Consider the following 16473-nt stretch of genomic DNA (forward strand, 5'->3'; position numbering starts at 1 on the left):
CCCGCGCCGATGCGGTCCGCGCCATCGACGACCTCGGGAAGCGGTTCGGCCGCTACCCCTACGGCGAGGTCGACGCGGTCATCAGCGACCGGTTCGCTCCCATCGGCAGCATGGAGTTCCCCGGCCTGGTCCTGGTCGCGCTGGACGAGACCGGCAGCGGCATGATCCACGAGCTGGCCCACCAGTGGTGGTACGGGATCGTCGGCAACGACGAGTACGCGTCGCCGTGGCTGGACGAGTCGTTCGCCACCTACTCCGGTGACCTGCTCATCGGCGACCACGGCGAATCGTGTGCGGAGATCGTCGGCTGGGAGGACGACACCCAGGCGGTCACCAACTCGATGGGCTACTGGGCCGCCTACGGTCCCGGCTGGAGCCGCTTCGTCTACGTCAACGGCGCGTGCGTGCTGCACGACCTGGAGAAGGTGCTCGGCAGCCCGGCGATGGCCGCCATGCTGAAGCGCTACGTACGCGACCACTGGTACGGGGTCTCTACGACCACCGCCTTCCAACGCGCGGCGCAGGCGGCGACGCCCACCGACCTCACGTCGTTCTGGCGCGAGCACCGCATTCGAACAGGAACGGCCTCATGACGGCGGACCTACGCGAAATACCCCTGCCCGGAGGGCCGGTGGAGATCCGGGGCACCTTCGACCGGGAGCGCACCGCGGCCGGGCTGCTGCCGCGACGGCTGCCCGCGCGGACCCGCGCGTAGGGCGTGTTTCGAATGTGGGCGAATGTGGGGTCTCAAGATCCGTGACACAGTCTCAGCCGCGTTGGCAGGACGATGGCGTTAGTGCCGTGGGCGGGGCGTTTCCTGACGGTGTTGCGGACCCCCGAGTTCGCTCAGGTGTGACGGAGGTCAGCGGGTCGGTAGCGAGCTCTGAGGTGGAAGCGTTCGCCCTGAGGGCCGAGGATGCTGAGGAACTCCACCGGCCGCGCGTCGGCGTTGCCGAACCAGTGGGAGAGGTGGGTGTCGAATTCGGCGACCTCACCGGTGGCGAGGACGAGGTCTTGGTCACCGAGTACGAGGCGGAGCCGTCCGTTGAGGACGTACAGCCAGTGGTACCCCTCGTGTGAGCGGGGATCGGGTTCGAGATCGGTCGGCCAGGGGCAACAGCAGTTCCAGGCCCGGCTTGCGGTGCCCGGACTCCAGCCGGGACAGCGTGCTGACCGGAATGCTCCCGGCCGGACGGCCTCCAGCCGTGCAGCTGACCGGACTTGCCCTGGCCTCGCACACCTCGGGCGACGCCGGCAGCACCGACATGGAGGTGCTCGCCCGCCTGTGCGGACACTCACCCCACCAGGCCGCCGAACTGCTCGACCGGCTGACCGCATCACTCATACTGACCACCTGGCAGCACAACCAGGAAACCGACGAAGTCGTCTGGCACCTGCCCCAACAGCACGCCACAGCACGGCTTGATGAGCATCGATCGCACTGATTGCGGTCCGTGGATGACAGTGCGGCTGTGAGCACGGCATCCTCCGAGAGGAACAACCGACGCCGCTTGTCCGTACTATCTCTACACGGGGGCAACCCACAGCAGCCGCGGCCCACTCATAACCCCCATCAACTCCAGCCGGAGCACCAACCGCCCCAGGCGCCCGCTCTGCACTTCCTTCAGCCGCGGCCGCAACTGAGGAAAGGCCAGCATCATGCCTGACACCCAGGCCCTTACCACCGAGTTGACATCGCAGTACACGGCCCAAGTGGCCAGCGACCTTGAGCGCAATGCCAAGGAGCAGGAACGCATCGCTGCGGAAATCGACGCGCTGCGGGAACAGCTGCATGCCCTGCAGCACGACCACACCGTGCTGACCAACATGCAAAAGGCACTTGGCACCGCGGACACCGCCACGCAGCCCATCCCCGAAGAGACTGCAGTGCCCTCAGTGCCGCGGCAGAAGACCGACACGGAACCCGGCGCCGGCAAGCGCGTGCGGACAAAGCAGGACTCCGCTGTTCAGAACGGCAAGGCAGCCGCGAAGACGCCCTCCAGGAAGCCCGCAGCCGCAGCCAAGGCGCCGGCCACGAAGGCGACCCAGCCCACTCTCGTCGAGCTCATCCGCCGCCACCTCGCCGATCAGAGCGAACCCCGCTCCGCAGCCGAAATCGCCACCGCGCTCGGCCAGGCCCATCCCGACCGTGCCATCAAGACCACCGTCGTACGCACCACACTCGAAAATCTCGTCGCCAAGAGCCACGCCCAGCGCACCAAGCAAGGCTCCTCCGTCTACTACACCGCCACCGACACCCCGGAACCGGCCACCCCCGCAGCGCCCCCGGCCGACACCCAGCCCGAGGCGAACTGACCGCCAGGCACCATTCCTGGGACTGGCCGGGACCCTGCCGCCGGCACACCCAGCCTGATGAGCCCTTGCGTCGCCGGGCGGCCTCCCCGCATGTTCACAGCTGCCGGCGCACCTGGCCCGCCACGACCGCGTATCGGCACTGAGGTTCCCCCGTTGTGTGGGAGGTGCTGATCAGCTGAAGTCAGGGCGGGTTGACGGGGTTTCAGGTTCGCTTGTTCGGCCGACGCCTGGGCGGTGTAGCACTTCTCCTCGGACTCGATGGGGCTGAGCCGGCCGATCCGGGCTTGGATGCGCCGGCCGCCATAGAAGCCGTCGATGTACTCGAAGAGTGCAAGGTTCGCCTCGACGCGGTCGGCGAAGACGCTGCCGCGGCTGCACTCGGTCTTGATCAGTATCCACAGGTTCTCGGCCAGAGCGTTGTCGTACGAGTCCCCGACGGACCCATTGATGCCTCAATTCGCGCTCGTATCAGGCGAGTTGTGAAATTGATGGATTGTATTGTGACGTCGGCCCGCAACGGCCGGTCGGCTGCTGGCCCCAGCCCCGCTGCCGCGACCCGAGGACTTGGTGGAGGGTGCGAGCGGTGCGGGGACCTGTGGGGCCAGGCGCCCTCCAGGGCGTACTGAGGTGCTGGAACGGCATCTGCACCACCTGCCAACAGTGCCTGCCCAGCAGGACACACGCGACGCCAAGAACGAGACACCTGGCGGAGTCCTCTCAGGAGTCAGTGGCCGCCGGGTGTTCGGGCGTCGTACAGGTGCTGTGGGCCTCGTGGACGGCGGCGCGCCCGGCTTCCAGTGCGGTTTCGAGGAGGTCGCTCTGGCGAGCCAGGCGGCCGACCGGCGGTGTGCCCGGGGCGGGGCGGATCGAGACGATCGTCGGGTGGTGGGCCAGGTAGGCGTCGTCTTCGGCCAGGCGCGCTTCGCGGTCGAGGAACACCCGGCGCAAGGCCGCGGGCTCACGGCGCAGCAACGTCTTGGCGATGACCGGGGCGGAGCGCGAGGGGCGCGCCGTGTCGATGGCACGCCGGGATCGCAGCACCATGACATGGGTCGCGTCCTGGGCCAGCGCGGTTCGGTAGGGCACGGATTCGGAGACGCCCGCGTCGTAGAACCGGCGCCCGCGCAGCATCACGGGGTCGCCCGCCAGCAGAGGCAGGGCGGCGCTGGCCCGCAGCGCCAGGCGCAACTCCGCGGCGTCGCCGATGAAGGGCCGCAGGTCGGTGGAGTTCCCGGTGGCGGCGTCGGTGGCCAGCGGGTGGTACTCGATATCGCTGGCCAGGATCGAGGCGAAGTCCATCGGCGCAAAGTCCCGGTCGCCGTAGCGGTAGAGCACCTCGTAGAAGGCATGCAGGTCCACGAGCGGCCGCCCGCGCAGAGGGTTCGAGTGCCGGATCGCCGTTCTGGCGTAGCGGGGATCCGCCCAGAAGCGCAGCGACTGCGGGCTGCTGCTCAGCAGCCACGCTCCGGACGCGGCGCCGGCGGAGGCGCCGTAGACGGCGTCGAAGCCGTTGGTCAGGCCGAGTTCGTGCAGCGCCATGGCCATCCCGCCGGCGATGATGCCGCGCATCCCGCCGCCCTCGATGGCCAGTGCGACGCGGTGCCCGTCGGCGCGTGCGCCGGGCCGGCTGTCGGCCTGTGCGCGCTCGGTGAGCACGCGCCATACCGGGTGCGGCCCTTCGGGCTCTGTCGCCGCAGCAGGTGTGGCGGTCGTCGTCATCGTGGTCACGGCTCCAGGGGACTGCTCGGGGGCGGGATCTGCGCGCAGGATCGGGGACGGTGGGGCGTGGGCGCCGTCCCGGTGTTGCCCGGCTGCCACTGGCCGGCCTTGCGGGCGATGGCGGCCTTGGCCGAGTGCCACAGTGTGCGGCGGTTCTCCCAGCCGGGGTAGAGGCCGACCGTCCGAGCGACGCTGTCGGCGGTGGTGGTTAGAGGCCGACCGTCCGAGCGACGCTGTCGGCGGTGGTGGTTGCGGAGCTCATGGCTTGCGTCCTTCTCCGCAGTGGTTTTCGGGGCCCGACTTGGGCTCTGAGTGATCAGTGCGCAAGCTGCGGGTAGAGCGCGCCGAGGTCGCCGGACAAGCCGGCCTTGACCTGGCGGGTCACCTCGTCGGCCAGCACCTCGTAAGCGTCGGTTTCGACGCCGTCCAGGGCCAGCGCGGCGACGTTTGCAGGGGAAGACTTGGGGGCGTCGATGCGGGCGGCCAGGTCGGTGTCGACGTAGCCGACGTGCAGTCCGGTGACGTTGATGCCGCGGGGCTTGAGGTCCAGGCGCAGCGAGTTGGTCTGGGACCAGAACGCGGCCTTGGAGGCGCTGTAGGAGCCACCGAGGGCGATCCAGGACACAACCGAGTGCACGTTGAGCAGGTGGCCGCCGCCGTTGGCCTCGATGACCGGGACAAAGGCCCTGGTGGTGTGCAGCGGTCCGTAGAAGTTGGTCTCGAACTCGCGGCGCACGTCCTCGATCGGCGACGTCAAGTAGGAGGCGGCGACGGCCGCGCCCGCGTTGTTGATCAGGATCGTGACGTCCGGCGCGGCCGCCGCGGCGGCGGCCACCGAGGCCGGGTCGGTGACCTCGAGGGCCAGCGCGACGGCGTCGGGGTGGGTGACGGTCCTCGGGTCGCGGGCGGTGGCGTACACCTTCTTGGCGCCCCGCGTGTACAGGTCTTCGACCAGTGCCTTGCCGATGCCCCTGCTGCCCCCGGTGACCAGGACGGTCGAGCCTGCGATTGCGGTCATGGGCCTCTCCTCAAACGTTGGAAACCGATCGGTTTCAGGTCACCGTAAACCGATCGGTTTCCACGGGCAAGTCGACGACGTACCCTGGCTGGCATGAACGCGAGTTCCCCCGCCCCGACCGCCGCCGCGACGACAGCGCAGCCCGCGGCGACTGCCGCACCTCGCGAACGGCTGCTGGAGGCCGCAGCGTTGCTCTTCTACCGGGAGGGCGTCCATGTGGGAGTCGAGGCGCTGTGCCGGGCGGCGGGGGTGTCCAAGCGGTCGATGTATCAGCTGTTCACCAGCAAGGACGAGGTCCTGGCCGCGAGCCTGGAACGCGCAGCGCTGACCTACTGGGAGGCTCTGGTCCCGCGCGAGGACGACCGCCCGCCGCGCGCCTGCATCCTGCACATCTTCGAGCAGCTGGAGTCGCTGTCGCGCTCACCGGCCTATCGGGGCTGCCCGCTGGTGGCCACCGCAGTCGAGCTCAAGGACCCCGAGCACCCGGCCAGCATGGTGGCGCGACGCTTCAAGGACATGCTCACCGACTACTTCCACCAGGAGGCCCGGCGCGCCGACGTCCCGGACCCGGAACAGCTCGCGCACCAGCTCACTGTCGTCTTCGACGGATCCAGCGTCCGGGCCGTCGTGCAGTCTCAGCCTCTGCACGGCCTGGCGGTCACCACCGCGACCACACTGCTGGACGCGGCCGGCCTCCGATAAGAGCTTTCGAGCTCGTCGGCGCCGGCCCAGTGCGTGGTGACCGTACGGCCGTTGAGCAGCCCGGCCGCGGCGAGCGCGAGGCGCGCCGGTACAGATGGACGCGATGCGGGCGCCCCGGTCGAAGGCAAGCCTCAGGGCCGCCGTGACCTCGGGCGCCGGTGGCCGCCGATATTCCCCCTGGCCGGGCACGATGATCGGATCCGCCCCGGCGAGGGCAGGCAGCCCGGCTGCGCCTGCGACCGTGAACCCGGTACTGGTGGTGACGCTGCCACGGGCTCCGCCGCACACCGTCAGTTCGTACGGGGCGCTGGGCCGCGCGTTGAAGATCTGCGCAGGGATGCCGAGATCGGGGCAGCGCCAGAACCGCGACGCGGAGCCATGGCTCCGCTGTTACGAGCGACCGCGGCCGCTCGGATGTCCCGAAACTTACGGACAGTGGCACTGAGAACGGTCGTTGATCAACGTGGCTCCGACGAGAATCGACGGCAACGGCAGCTGCTCACAGAGACAGAAAGCCCTGTATGAGCACCGTCGAAGGCAGGACCAAGGCCGTCGTCCGTGAAGCTTTCGACGCTCTGTTCACCAAGCGGGACTAGGCCGCTGCCGAGCGGTTCTGGTCCCCCGACCACATCCAGCACAGCGCTCGGCGCTCGCATCGAGCCCGGCCGGGAGGGGCTCTTCGACCTGGTCAAGCGCCTCCCGGCGGAGCTGAAGCACGAATGCGAACCCGTCGGCGCCGCCCGCTTCCGGATGGCTGACACCCGTCGGCGGCCCCGATGCGCCACCCCGGCGCAACCTGGGGACCACGTGAGGGGCGCGGGCGTCGTACCGCCCCCCCTGCGCCAACGTGCGCCACCGCACGACGCGCCCGCATCGTGCGCCCGGACCCGGAGGGAGGGCCGGCCCGGGCACCGTGGATGACGGACGGCGCCTCAGCGCTCCCCGGGGAAGGCGTCTCGGTACATCTGCAGGCCGCTGCCGGAGGCACCCGGTGCGGATGCAGCACGCCGCCCCCTTTCCAGGCATGGACACTATTAGATATGTAGTCTACTTTGGAGACCTGCTCGAAGGAGTCCTAGATGCCCCACTCTGTTCTGCGGTGCACTCAGGTCGCCGCTGCCTTTCACTCCGGGTACGGTCACACTGCCGTCCGCGCAGAGGCCGTCCGGCGGGGCACCGAGAAGACCGGCGCACACGTGTCGCTCGTCGCGGTGGACATCATCACCGACGAGCAGTGGCACCGGCTCGACGCCGCGGACGCCGTGGTCTTCGGGTCGCCGACCTGCATGGGCAGTGCGTCCGCCGGCTTCACCGACTCCGCTTTCAAGAGCGGCGACAAGCTGAACACGCTGAACTTCCCTGCTGCCTTCGCGGTGCAGCACCGCATGATCTGGGTGAGCCTGGGACTGGCTCCGGGCTGGAACGCCCTCCAGGCCGGCGAATACGGCCTGAACCGTCTCGGCTTCGGGGTCGGCGCGGGCGCCCAGACCCTGCAGGACGGTGGTACCGAGACGGTGCACGAAGCCGGCATCGCCACGGCTGAACACCTCGGGGCGCGGGTCGCCGCCCAGGCCGCAGCCTCACCGCGGGCCGCGCGGCCCTGGCCTGAGCCGCCGCTTGACGGCACCGGCAAACACCCCCAGGCGGGACCCCACCGCCCATACCCGCCCGCGAACCCCGCGGTCCGTGTCATGAAGAACGACTAGGAGCACACGCAATGCCTCTGCACGGTGAGTACGAGCCCAGCGCCACCTCGTGGGTGCGCGACCAGGTCGCGCAGTACGAGGCCACCGACGGCGCGGAAGGCGGGACCTTCCAGGACCTGCCGGTCATCATCCTGACCACCATGGGCGTGAAGTCCAAGAAGATCCGCAAGATGCCCCTGATGCGCATCGAGCACAACGGCTCCTACGCCGTGGCCGCCTCCAACGGAGGCGCCCACACACACCCTTCCTGGTACAAGAACGTGCTCGCCCACCCCCTCGTCGAGGTGCAGGACCGAGCCGTCAAACAGGACATGACCGCCCGCGAGCTCCACGGCGAGGAGAAAGCCCAATGGTGGAAGCGCGCGGACGCCGCCTACCCGGACTTCGTCGACTACCGCGCCGGAACCGACCGCAACATCCCGCTCTTCATCCTCGAACCGGCTACCGACAAGCACTGACCGGCCCTCACCCGGGTGGAGCCTGCCGAACGGCACCGCTCCACCCGGGCACCCGGACCCGGGACGGCGCCATGACCGCCCGGGTCCGTCCCCGGCCCCGCAGGCGCGAGGCGGCACCCCGGCGGATGGTGCCTCTGCGGCCCGCGCCGGTGCGGCAGGCAGCGGCAGCTGGTCCACGTCCTGGACTCGGGCCGGCACTCATCAGTAAGGCTCCATGCCGCATCTGGCCGGCCTCCGCTCCAGACCGTCTGCGTGCCCTTTCTGCCTCCTGCCGGTTTCTCGCAAGTGGCATCCGACCCACAGGAAGTCCCCGAGCACCATCAGCTATCTAGCGTGGGGACCCGCGCGTTTACGCGTGGGGGGCATCGCTTCTCTGGGCTGCTCTGACCTCAACTGTGCGTACGGATCTGCACTGTTGACCCCAGCCGACTAGATGTGTGTCACGTGTATATTGATCGTCGTGACTGTGACGCGGAAGGTTCGCCGGTACTCCGGCGGCGTGTACGACTTGGGGCTGCACGTGGTGTGGTGCCCGAAGTACCGCCGTCGGGTCCTTGGTGGCCGTGTTGCGGTCCGGCTGCGTGAGCTGATCGAGGCCAAGGCGGCAGAGAAGGGATGGGAGATCATCGCCCTTGAGGTGATGCCTGATCACGTGCACCTGTTCGTCAAGCACGAGCCGAAGGCTTCCGCCTCGTACGTCGCGAACCAGTTCAAGGGCTTCACCTCCCGCGTGCTGCGTGCCGAGTTCCCGCACCTGAAGTCGCAGATGCCCACGCTGTGGTCCTCGTCGTTCTTCGTAGCCTCGGTCGGCGCAGTCAGTGCGGACACGGTGGAGAAGTACATCAACACCCAGTGGGAACGGCCCTGAACGAAGAAGCAGAAGGAGGACATCGAGCATGCACCGCGCGTATAAGTTCCTCCTCCGCCCCACCGTCCGTCAGACACAGGCCCTGTCCGAGATGCTGTGGGATCACTGCTCGCTCTACAACGGAGCCTTGCAGGAACGCCGCGACGCCTACCGGCACGCCTCGAAGACGAGTATCAAGTACGGGCAGCAGTCCGCGCAGCTCAGGGAGATCCGCGCGTTCGATCCGGAGCGTCAGGGCCGCTGGTCGTTCTCCAGCCAGCAGGCGACCCTGCGCCGGCTGGACAAGGCGTTCGCCGCGTTCTTCCGCCGCGTCAAGGCCGGGGACAAGCCCGGCTACCCGCGCTTTCGCGGGGTGAACTGGTTCGACACGGTGGAGTTCCCCAAGGACGGGGACGGCTGCCGCTGGGACTCCACCCCGCACGATCCCGTCACCCGCGTCCGCCTGCAAGGCGTCGGACATGTCCGCGTGCACCAGCACCGCCCCGTGCGCGGCCGGGTCAAGACGATCTCGGTCAAGCGCGAGGGACGCCAGTGGTACGTCATCCTCGCCTGTGACGAGATCCCGGCCGAACCACTGCCCAAGACCGGGGCCGTGACCGGCGTCGACATGGGCATCGCCACTTCCTGACCACCTCCGAGGGCGAGCACCAGCCCAACCCCAGGCACGGCAAGCGCCACGCCGAACGCCTGGCCGACGCTCAGCGCGCCCTCAAGACGTTCCCACGCCGCAAGCGCGAGAACCGCACCGGCAAACACCGCCGGGCGGTCGAGAAGGTCGCCGCTCTGCACCGCAAGGTGCGCCGTCAACGCACCGACCACGCGCACAAGACCGCCCTGGCGATGGTGCACACCTACGACGTCATCGCACACGAGTGTCTGAGCATCGCGAACATGGTCCGCGCGCCCAAGCCCAAGCCCGACCCCGAAGCACCCGGCAGCTTCCTGCCGAACGGCGCGGCGTCCAAGGCCGGACTGAACAAGAGTATCCACGACGCGGGTTGGGGGGGTGTTCCTGGGCATCCTCGCGCACAAGGCTGAAAGCGCCGGTCGTGTACTGATCCCGGTGGACCCCCGCGACACCTCCCGCACCTGCCCCGCCTGCGGGCACGTGTCCGGCGAGAACCGCACCACACAAGAGAAGTTCGAGTGCACCAGTTGCGGACACACCGCCAACGCCGATCAGGTCGGCGCACTCAACATCGCTATCAGGGCCGGGCTGGTCCTTCCCGACGTGGCCTAGCCACGACAGGAGAAGCCCCCCGGATTTATCCGGGGGGAGGAGTCACGGAGGTTGGTGACAGGCGTGCTAGGCGTGCTGGGTGCTGCCTCCCTGGCGGGACCTTCTCGGCCGCGGGCGCGGCCAGTTCCTCCAGCGGCTCGTTGGGCAGACCGTTTTCGGGACGCCGGCACCGGCCTCACGCACGCGCCCTCAGCCCTCTCGCCGGCCCGGGCAACAACACGGCCTCAGCATGTGCCATCAGGTGTGACTCCTACGTGAAGTCACACCTGATGCATGGCACTCCCCACACCACCGCACCGGCAATCAGTCTTGCTGGTCACACCGGATGCGGTTGCAGAACTATCGCGTGGGTCGACTCCAACGGGGGTCCCGGCCGGTCAGGCCCAGCGCGCGGTCGAACAGGGGCGCATCGGCCTCTTGCGGCACCTCGTCGCCGAGAAGGCCCAGGCCGCGCATGCGAGGTGCCTCACGCGTATAGGTGTCGAACGCGGCACTGGCCAAGGACGCGGGGATGTCGATGGGCTGACCGGCGGCTACAGCCATGTCCCAGGCATGGATGGCGAATTCGGCGATGAGGATCCCGCCGAGCGCGGTAGCGGCCATGGGCGGTCCGCCGACGGTCGCTTCCCCTTCCCACGCCGCGGGCGCGGACCATGCCCTCACTGCCGGCTCCGCCTTTTCAGCGATCAGCCCGGCCCAGTCGGACTCCGGTCGTCCGGCGAGAAAAGGCATCGCGTCGGCAGTCAGCAGGCCGGCATCCGGTGCCGCCCGGGTGCCCGCGTCCCTCGTCAGCAAGAGCATCATGGCGATGTGATTCACGAGGCCTCGCACCGTGAATTCCGAACACGGGGTCGGATCCTGGTACTGGTCCACCGACACACCGCTGACCACGTCAAGGGCCAGATCGATGCTCTGCGCCAACAGGTCCACCCTGGTCGATTGCGTCATACGGCGTTCCCTCCTTCTCTTGCCCCAAGCCGGGGCGAACGGTCCTGATTTGATGGTCTGTTGAACGATGTTGCATGTGGACGATGTTGTATGTGGTGATCGCACATTGGGCTGTGTATGGCGCTTCGCCCAAACGGCTTGTGGGCGACCGCCAAGCCGCTGATTCCGTAGTCCGGGGCGTCCCGAGTCCGCCCGACGTGAGGGCCAAGAAGGGGCGAACACACAGTTCCGCGCCCTGTGGACCGGGCAAGCCGGTTTCCCGGTGCGCGTCCTGTCGGCTGAAGCCCATGGCCCGCAAGGGAACCGGGTCGGGCGGACGCCGGGGCCGAAGGCGGGTGATCGAGCCGGAGATCTCCTGACCGCCCAGGCCCAGTCCCCGCCACGCCCCGGCAACGCCCCGGCCTCAGACCTGCCGCGGCCCTGTGCCGCTACGGACACCACATTCCCTCACCGCGCAAGGCGCTCGTCTCAGTCGAGGAAGAGGCTCCATGCGACGGCGTTGAGGTTGTCGGCGAGGAAGATGTCGGTCCCTCCCAGGCGCTTGTCATAGTCCGGCATCAGCTCGGCCGCGCGAGCGACGACCGCGTCCATCCACACCTTCAGTTCGGCCTGCTTGTTGTTCGCCGGCACCTTGAGGGCGGCCGCGGCCTCCTTCAGGTCGACCGTCCGCATCGCCTCGGCCGCGGACTTGCGCAGGTCGTTGATGTAGTCACGGTTCGTCGCCACGTCCTCGGGCGTGCCGTACAGGGACATGTGACCGCTCACGACGGTGTCGAAGTCGTACTCCAGCAGCTGGTCCATGGCCTCGAAGTACGCGGGCACGTGGGCGGAGAAGACGAGGCGGAAGAACGGCGGGTTCTTGACGGAGAAGCTGTCGATCGCCGCCATGGTCCTCAGTTCCGGGACGTGGATGAACAGGTTGCCCGCCTGGTGCCAGTCGCCCGTGTAGTCCAGGGTGAACCGGGTCCCGTCGATGTCCAGCGCCTTGTGCGGACCGCTGAAGGTCACGTTCGGCAGGGGACGGCGGTCGTCGTGCGCCTCCTCGATGAACCGGCCGGTCAGCTCGTGGCCGATGATCTGCAGACCGTCCCGGTTGAGCTGGTGAGCCGCACCGATGTGGTCGGCGTGCGAGTGGCTGTAGATCAGGTGTGTGAGCGGCTTCGGGGTGACCGACTCGATCGCCGCCAGCAGATTGTCGCCCCCCAGGGCCGGAGGAGCGTCCACCAGGACGACACCCTTCTTGGTCTCCACGAACATCGTGTTGACCATGCCCTGGGTGACGCCATAGGCGCCGCCGCCCAGATCGGTCACGACGAACCCGGACTCCGGGATGTCCGGACCCAGGGCGAACTCGGGCATGGGCTTGAATGCGGTCATCAGTGATCTCCTTCTTGTGCCACCCGCCCGGCTGGACAGGTGCATTGGTGTGACAGTGAGTGGAAGATGATCGAGGGTTTTGTTCGGTCACAGGCCTCAGGGCCCGCGGCAGTGAGGTCCTCGATCACGGCGATGGAATGTCAGGCCCACACGGCCGCTGACTGCCGTGTGGTTGCCTGACCAGTCCGGTGGTCGTTCAGGGGGCCGGACCTGCCAGAGTGGCGCGGCCCGCGACAAAGGCTGCGGTCTGCTCCGCGACGCGTGCCCCGAGATGTTCGGCCGTGGCGATGTCCGAGACCGACGGCTGGTGGCCTGTGCGAACTTGCGGAAGCCGGCGGACGCACCACCCATGTAGGTGGGCGTTCCGAAGATCACGGCGTCGGCGGCGTCGAGTTCGCTCCATTGTTCATCGGTGGTGGCGTCCACCTGGATGAACGCGACGTGCGCACCAGCCTTCTCGGCGCCGCGCCGTACCGCCTCGGCAAGGACGGCAGTGTGGCCGTATCCGGAGTGGAAGGCGATGGCGACGCGCGGCTGCGGAATGACGTCTTGGAACATCAGGGCTCCTGATCTCAGGGTTTCTTCAGAGTTCTGGTGCGTGATGGAGTCGGTCGGGTCGGTCGGTGCGAGGCGGGCCGCGCGGGGGGTGGTTCCACGACGCGCCCTGGCCCACGCTGCCGGTCCTGCCGGACAGTTGCGCGCCGGCCTGGACGGCCGCACCGCCCTTCGAACCTGGGCGAAGGGAAGACTCCTGACCTCGTCGCCGGGTCAAGCAGATGCCGGCGGGCTGTGTGGGGTGTCAGTGGGTGGCGGCAGTGGCCTGCTGCAGGTCGGGGATGGCCGTGAGCAGTCCGGCTCCCGGCGTGACCGTCTGGGCCTGATGGCGTCGGGTGAGGTGGCGGTCCAGCAGCGTGCTGCCCATGGCGGTCACCGCGAAGGCTGCGCCGATCCAGGCGGTGCCCGCCAGTCCGAGTCCGGTGTCGATGACGAGACCGGAGACGATGGGGGCGGCGGCGATGCCGATGTTGAAGGCGGCGATGTTCACGGCGCCGCCCAGCGTTCTGGTCTCGCCCAGGATGGAGAACACCCTGGCGTTGACCGCGGGGGTGACGGAGAATTCGGCCGCGCCCAGCAGCACCACGAGCGGGATCGCCGCCCATGCGCTGCTCGCGGTGACGGCGAGCACGACCGCGACCACGGCGAAGGAGCCCATGCCGGCGAGCAGGACGGTGAAGGGGGCGCGGTCGGCGTTGCGTCCTCCGACGGTCAGGCCGGCCAGCGCGCCGACTCCGTAAAGTCCCAGCACGAGGGGTATCAGGCCGTCGCTGATGCCGGTGACGTCCTCGAGGAGGGCGCCGAGGTAGGCGAAGATCGCGAAGTTGGCGGCTACGGACAGTGCGGTGGTGGCGTAGGCGACCCACAGCCGCGGCACCCTCAGCGAGCGCAGCTCCGTGCCCAGGCGGGGCTGTGCCGCCGTGGTGTCACGGCCGCCTGGCAGGACGACCAGCAGTGCGACCGCGGAGAGCGCGGTGAGCGCGGCCACGGCCCAGAAGGCCGCCTGCCATCCGGCGTGCTGGGCCAGCAGAGTGCCGGCCGGGACGCCGACGATGGTGGCCACGCTCAGCCCTGAGACGACGACCGATATGGCCCGGCCGCGCTTGGCGGCGTCCACGAGCGAGATGGCCGCGACCGAGGCCACGGCCCAGAACCCGGCATACGCCATGGCCGACACCACGCGCATGACCAGCAGGAACCCGAAGTTCGGGACGAGTGCGGCGGCGACATGGGCGGCGATGAAGACGAGCTGGAAGCCGATCAGCGCGGCACGGCGCGGCATCTTCAGGGTGGCCAGGCCCAGCAGGGGCGCTCCGGTGAACATGCCGACGGCGAAGGCGGACACCAGCAGCCCGGCGGAGGAGAGGGGGACGTCGAGATCGAGGGCGACGGAGGGCAGCACCCCGGAGAGCATGAACTCCGAGGTGCCCTGAGCGAAGATGCCCAGCCCCAGGACATAGATGACGAACGGCATGATTCAGCTGCTCCGTAAGATGGTCGAACGGCTTCCGCTCCGCTCCTGCGGTCACTGCGCACAGGTGCGGGTTCCGCTTCAAGCCGTACATCGCCGGTGAGGCGGCGCTGCCATCCCGGTTCACCTCCAGCCTCGCGCCCTCCCGGCCCTTGCGGACCCCCCGCGCGCGCCTTGCTGGACCTAGGTCCAGGTGGTCCACCTTCACCGGACCCGTCAGAGCGCTGCGGGGTAACACTGGACACATGGATCAGAACGGTGAACTGGGTGACTTCCTGCGCTCACGGCGAGCCCGTCTGCGCCCCGAGGACGCAGGGCTGGCGTTCAGCGGCGGCGCGCGCCGGGTACCGGGGCTGCGCCGCGAGGAGGTCGCACACCTGGCCGGGGTGAGTACGGACTACTACGCCCGCCTCGAACAGGGCCGCCACCCCCACGTCTCGGAGACGGTGCTGGAGGCCGTGGCCCGCGCTCTGCACCTGGACGACACCGAACGCGGCTACCTCTTCGAGCTCGCCCGGCCCAAGACACCCGGTCCCGGCCGGCACCGACCGGCCCGCGTACCGCGGGTGCGGCCGGCGGTCCACCGCATGCTGGACGTCCTGGACAACGTCTCCCCGGCCCTCGTCCTCAACCACCGCAGCGACGTCCTGGCAGCCAACCACCTCGCCCACGCCCTGATCACCGACTTCGACGCACTCCCCTACCGCGAGCGCAACCTCGCCCGCTTCGTCCTGCTCCACCCCGCCGCCCGCGACCTGTACACGGACTGGGACAAAGCCGCCGAGACATTCGTCGCCAGCCTGCGCCTCGCGGCCGGCCGCCACCCCGACGACCCCCAACTGAACGAACTGGTCGGGGAACTGTCCATCAAGGTGCCCGAGTTCCACACCTGGTGGGCCAGCCACCGCGTGACCCAGTGCGCCCACGGCACCCAGCGCCTCCATCACCCCGTGGTCGGCGAACTCACGCTTTCCTACGAAACCCTGGCCCTTCCCACTGACCCCGACCAGACCATCTGCCTCTACACCGCCGAACCCCACTCCGCCTCCGCGGAGACACTCCGGCTCCTCGCCAGCTGGAGCACCCCAGCAGGCACAGAAACAACCTCCCCATCCAGGCACGGCACGGCGCACCGGAACTGACCGTCCCGGTCAGTTCCGGTGCGCCTCCAAGGAGGTGCGCGGAGCATGAGTGCCTACCAGGTTTTCGGAGTTGACGGGCTGCCGGAAGTGACAGCGGGCGACGACCTTGCCTCCTTTTTGCTGGCCACCGGGGTGCGCCTGGCCGACGGCGACGTGCTGCTGGTGACCTCGAAGGTGATCAGCAAGGCCGAGGGGCGCCTGATGCACGCCGCCGACCGTGAAGCGGCCATCGACGCGGAAACCGTCCGGGTCGTCGCTCGCCGGGGAGCGACCCGGATCGTGGAGAACCGGCAGGGGCTGGTCATGGCCGCCGCCGGGGTGGACGCCTCCAACACGCCGCCCGGCACCGTTGTGCTGCTGCCCGAAGATGCCGACGCTTCCGCTCGTGCCCTGCGCGAGCGGCTGCAGAAGATGACCGGCCTGCGGCTGGCCGTCATCATCACCGACACCTTCGGACGGCCCTGGCGCAACGGACTGACCGATGTCGCCATCGGCGCGGCCGGCATCCAGGTGCTCGAGGATCACCGAGGCCGCGTGGACGGACACGGCAACACGCTGGAGCTGACGGTGACCGCGACAGCCGACGAGCTGGCCGCTGCCGCGGACCTGGCCAAGGGCAAGGCCAGTGGCACTCCCGTCGCCGTGATCCGGGGCCTGGCCCATTTGGTCATCGCCGGCGACGGAGAAGGCACCCGCCCCCGCCCTCATCGGCAAGGCAGCCAAAGACGCTTCCCTCGCAGAGCGCACCTGGGTGGCACTGACCGAGGCCGTTCCAGGCGGCTGGGGCATCGGCGGGCACGCCTACACCAACGAGGAGATCGTGCAGACCGCAAGGAAGCTCCTCGGCAAGGACTGAATACCCGAACGATCGGAGCTCAGGCGACATCCGGTCGGCGGCGCGCGGCTTGACCGGCCAGTCTTCCAGGGTGCTTGCGCCCATTTCTGCAAGCGGC

Annotated in this window: 16 protein-coding genes and 3 pseudogenes; 11 read left to right on the forward strand and 8 right to left on the reverse strand. The window is 68.9% G+C overall.

The annotated features are described in order from the left end of the window. A partial coding sequence (locus tag AB0D57_RS36245; protein ID WP_362083305.1) for a M1 family aminopeptidase occupies positions 1 to 593 on the forward strand: 593 nt, incomplete at its 5' end. Then, positions 590 to 715 carry a hypothetical protein gene (locus tag AB0D57_RS36250; RefSeq protein WP_362083308.1) on the forward strand — a complete coding sequence of 42 codons (126 nt, stop codon included), beginning with the start codon at positions 590 to 592 and terminating at the stop codon, positions 713 to 715. The genes AB0D57_RS36245 and AB0D57_RS36250, both read left to right, overlap by 4 nt. 131 nt (positions 716 to 846) lie before the next feature. Here AB0D57_RS36250 and AB0D57_RS36255 read toward each other — a convergent pair. Further along, positions 847 to 1180: pseudogene (locus tag AB0D57_RS36255) on the reverse strand (cupin domain-containing protein); the annotation flags it as partial. Here AB0D57_RS36255 and AB0D57_RS36260 point away from each other — a divergent pair. Together AB0D57_RS36260 and AB0D57_RS36265 are read left to right on the forward strand one after the other, a co-directional pair. Then, complete coding sequence (locus AB0D57_RS36260) at positions 1167 to 1445, forward strand: hypothetical protein (RefSeq protein WP_362083420.1); 279 nt, start codon at positions 1167 to 1169, stop codon at positions 1443 to 1445. The pseudogene AB0D57_RS36255 and the gene AB0D57_RS36260 overlap by 14 nt on opposite strands. Before the next feature lie 214 nt (positions 1446 to 1659). Continuing rightward, positions 1660 to 2316, forward strand: a complete 657-nt coding sequence (locus AB0D57_RS36265) for a hypothetical protein (protein WP_362083311.1) — start codon at positions 1660 to 1662, stop codon at positions 2314 to 2316. Here AB0D57_RS36265 and AB0D57_RS36270 read toward each other — a convergent pair. The 3 genes from AB0D57_RS36270 to AB0D57_RS36280 form a co-directional block, all read right to left on the reverse strand. Beyond that, a complete protein-coding gene (locus AB0D57_RS36270) occupies positions 2241 to 2765 on the reverse strand; it encodes an IS3 family transposase (RefSeq protein ID WP_362083414.1) in 525 nt (174 codons plus the stop codon). The genes AB0D57_RS36265 and AB0D57_RS36270 overlap by 76 nt on opposite strands. A gap of 268 nt (positions 2766 to 3033) precedes the next feature. Beyond that, positions 3034 to 4035 carry a patatin-like phospholipase family protein gene (locus AB0D57_RS36275; protein WP_362083417.1) on the reverse strand — a complete coding sequence of 334 codons (1002 nt, stop codon included), beginning with the start codon at positions 4033 to 4035 and terminating at the stop codon, positions 3034 to 3036. A gap of 316 nt (positions 4036 to 4351) precedes the next feature. Beyond that, the gene (locus AB0D57_RS36280; RefSeq protein WP_362083314.1) at positions 4352 to 5053 is read right to left on the reverse strand and encodes an SDR family oxidoreductase; all 702 of its coding nucleotides are present in this window, start codon (positions 5051 to 5053) and stop codon (positions 4352 to 4354) included. A 93-nt stretch (positions 5054 to 5146) separates the two neighbouring features. Here AB0D57_RS36280 and AB0D57_RS36285 point away from each other — a divergent pair, with 93 nt between their 5' ends. From AB0D57_RS36285 to AB0D57_RS36305, 5 genes and pseudogenes are all read left to right on the forward strand, one after another. Further along, entirely contained in the window at positions 5147 to 5755 is a 609-nt protein-coding gene (locus tag AB0D57_RS36285) for a TetR/AcrR family transcriptional regulator (protein WP_362083317.1), read from the forward strand. Positions 5756 to 6834: 1079 nt separating this feature from the next. Continuing rightward, on the forward strand, positions 6835 to 7461 hold the full coding sequence (locus AB0D57_RS36290; RefSeq protein WP_362083320.1) for an NADPH-dependent FMN reductase: 627 nt from the start codon (positions 6835 to 6837) through the stop codon (positions 7459 to 7461). 11 nt (positions 7462 to 7472) lie between these two features. Continuing rightward, positions 7473 to 7919 carry a nitroreductase family deazaflavin-dependent oxidoreductase gene (locus AB0D57_RS36295; protein WP_362083323.1) on the forward strand — a complete coding sequence of 149 codons (447 nt, stop codon included), beginning with the start codon at positions 7473 to 7475 and terminating at the stop codon, positions 7917 to 7919. A gap of 460 nt (positions 7920 to 8379) precedes the next feature. Further along, positions 8380 to 8787: an IS200/IS605 family transposase gene (tnpA, locus tag AB0D57_RS36300; RefSeq protein ID WP_362083326.1), complete on the forward strand. Its 408-nt coding sequence runs from the start codon at positions 8380 to 8382 to the stop codon at positions 8785 to 8787. A 28-nt stretch (positions 8788 to 8815) separates the two neighbouring features. Further along, a pseudogene (locus AB0D57_RS36305) lies at positions 8816 to 10027 on the forward strand (transposase). A 339-nt stretch (positions 10028 to 10366) separates the two neighbouring features. Here the strand turns inward: AB0D57_RS36305 and AB0D57_RS36310 are convergent. From AB0D57_RS36310 to AB0D57_RS36325, 4 genes are all read right to left on the reverse strand, one after another. Continuing rightward, the gene (locus AB0D57_RS36310) at positions 10367 to 10975 is read right to left on the reverse strand and encodes a TIGR03086 family metal-binding protein (protein WP_362083329.1); all 609 of its coding nucleotides are present in this window, start codon (positions 10973 to 10975) and stop codon (positions 10367 to 10369) included. Between the two features lie 468 nt (positions 10976 to 11443). Further along, entirely contained in the window at positions 11444 to 12352 is a 909-nt protein-coding gene (locus AB0D57_RS36315) for an MBL fold metallo-hydrolase (RefSeq protein ID WP_362083332.1), read from the reverse strand. A gap of 96 nt (positions 12353 to 12448) precedes the next feature. Beyond that, positions 12449 to 12910, reverse strand: a complete 462-nt coding sequence (locus AB0D57_RS36320) for a flavodoxin family protein (RefSeq protein WP_362083334.1) — start codon at positions 12908 to 12910, stop codon at positions 12449 to 12451. Between the two features lie 241 nt (positions 12911 to 13151). Beyond that, positions 13152 to 14381: a Cmx/CmrA family chloramphenicol efflux MFS transporter gene (locus tag AB0D57_RS36325; protein ID WP_362083337.1), complete on the reverse strand. Its 1230-nt coding sequence runs from the start codon at positions 14379 to 14381 to the stop codon at positions 13152 to 13154. 242 nt (positions 14382 to 14623) lie between these two features. Between AB0D57_RS36325 and AB0D57_RS36330 the strand changes: the two genes are divergently transcribed. Next, a complete protein-coding gene (locus AB0D57_RS36330; protein WP_362083340.1) occupies positions 14624 to 15520 on the forward strand; it encodes a helix-turn-helix transcriptional regulator in 897 nt (298 codons plus the stop codon). A 45-nt stretch (positions 15521 to 15565) separates the two neighbouring features. Then, positions 15566 to 16216 (forward strand): annotated as a pseudogene (cofE, locus tag AB0D57_RS36335) (coenzyme F420-0:L-glutamate ligase); the annotation flags it as partial. Positions 16217 to 16473: the final 257 nt, after the last annotated feature.

The organism is Streptomyces sp. NPDC048275 (assembly GCF_040652275.1).
Classification (GTDB): domain Bacteria; phylum Actinomycetota; class Actinomycetes; order Streptomycetales; family Streptomycetaceae; genus Streptomyces.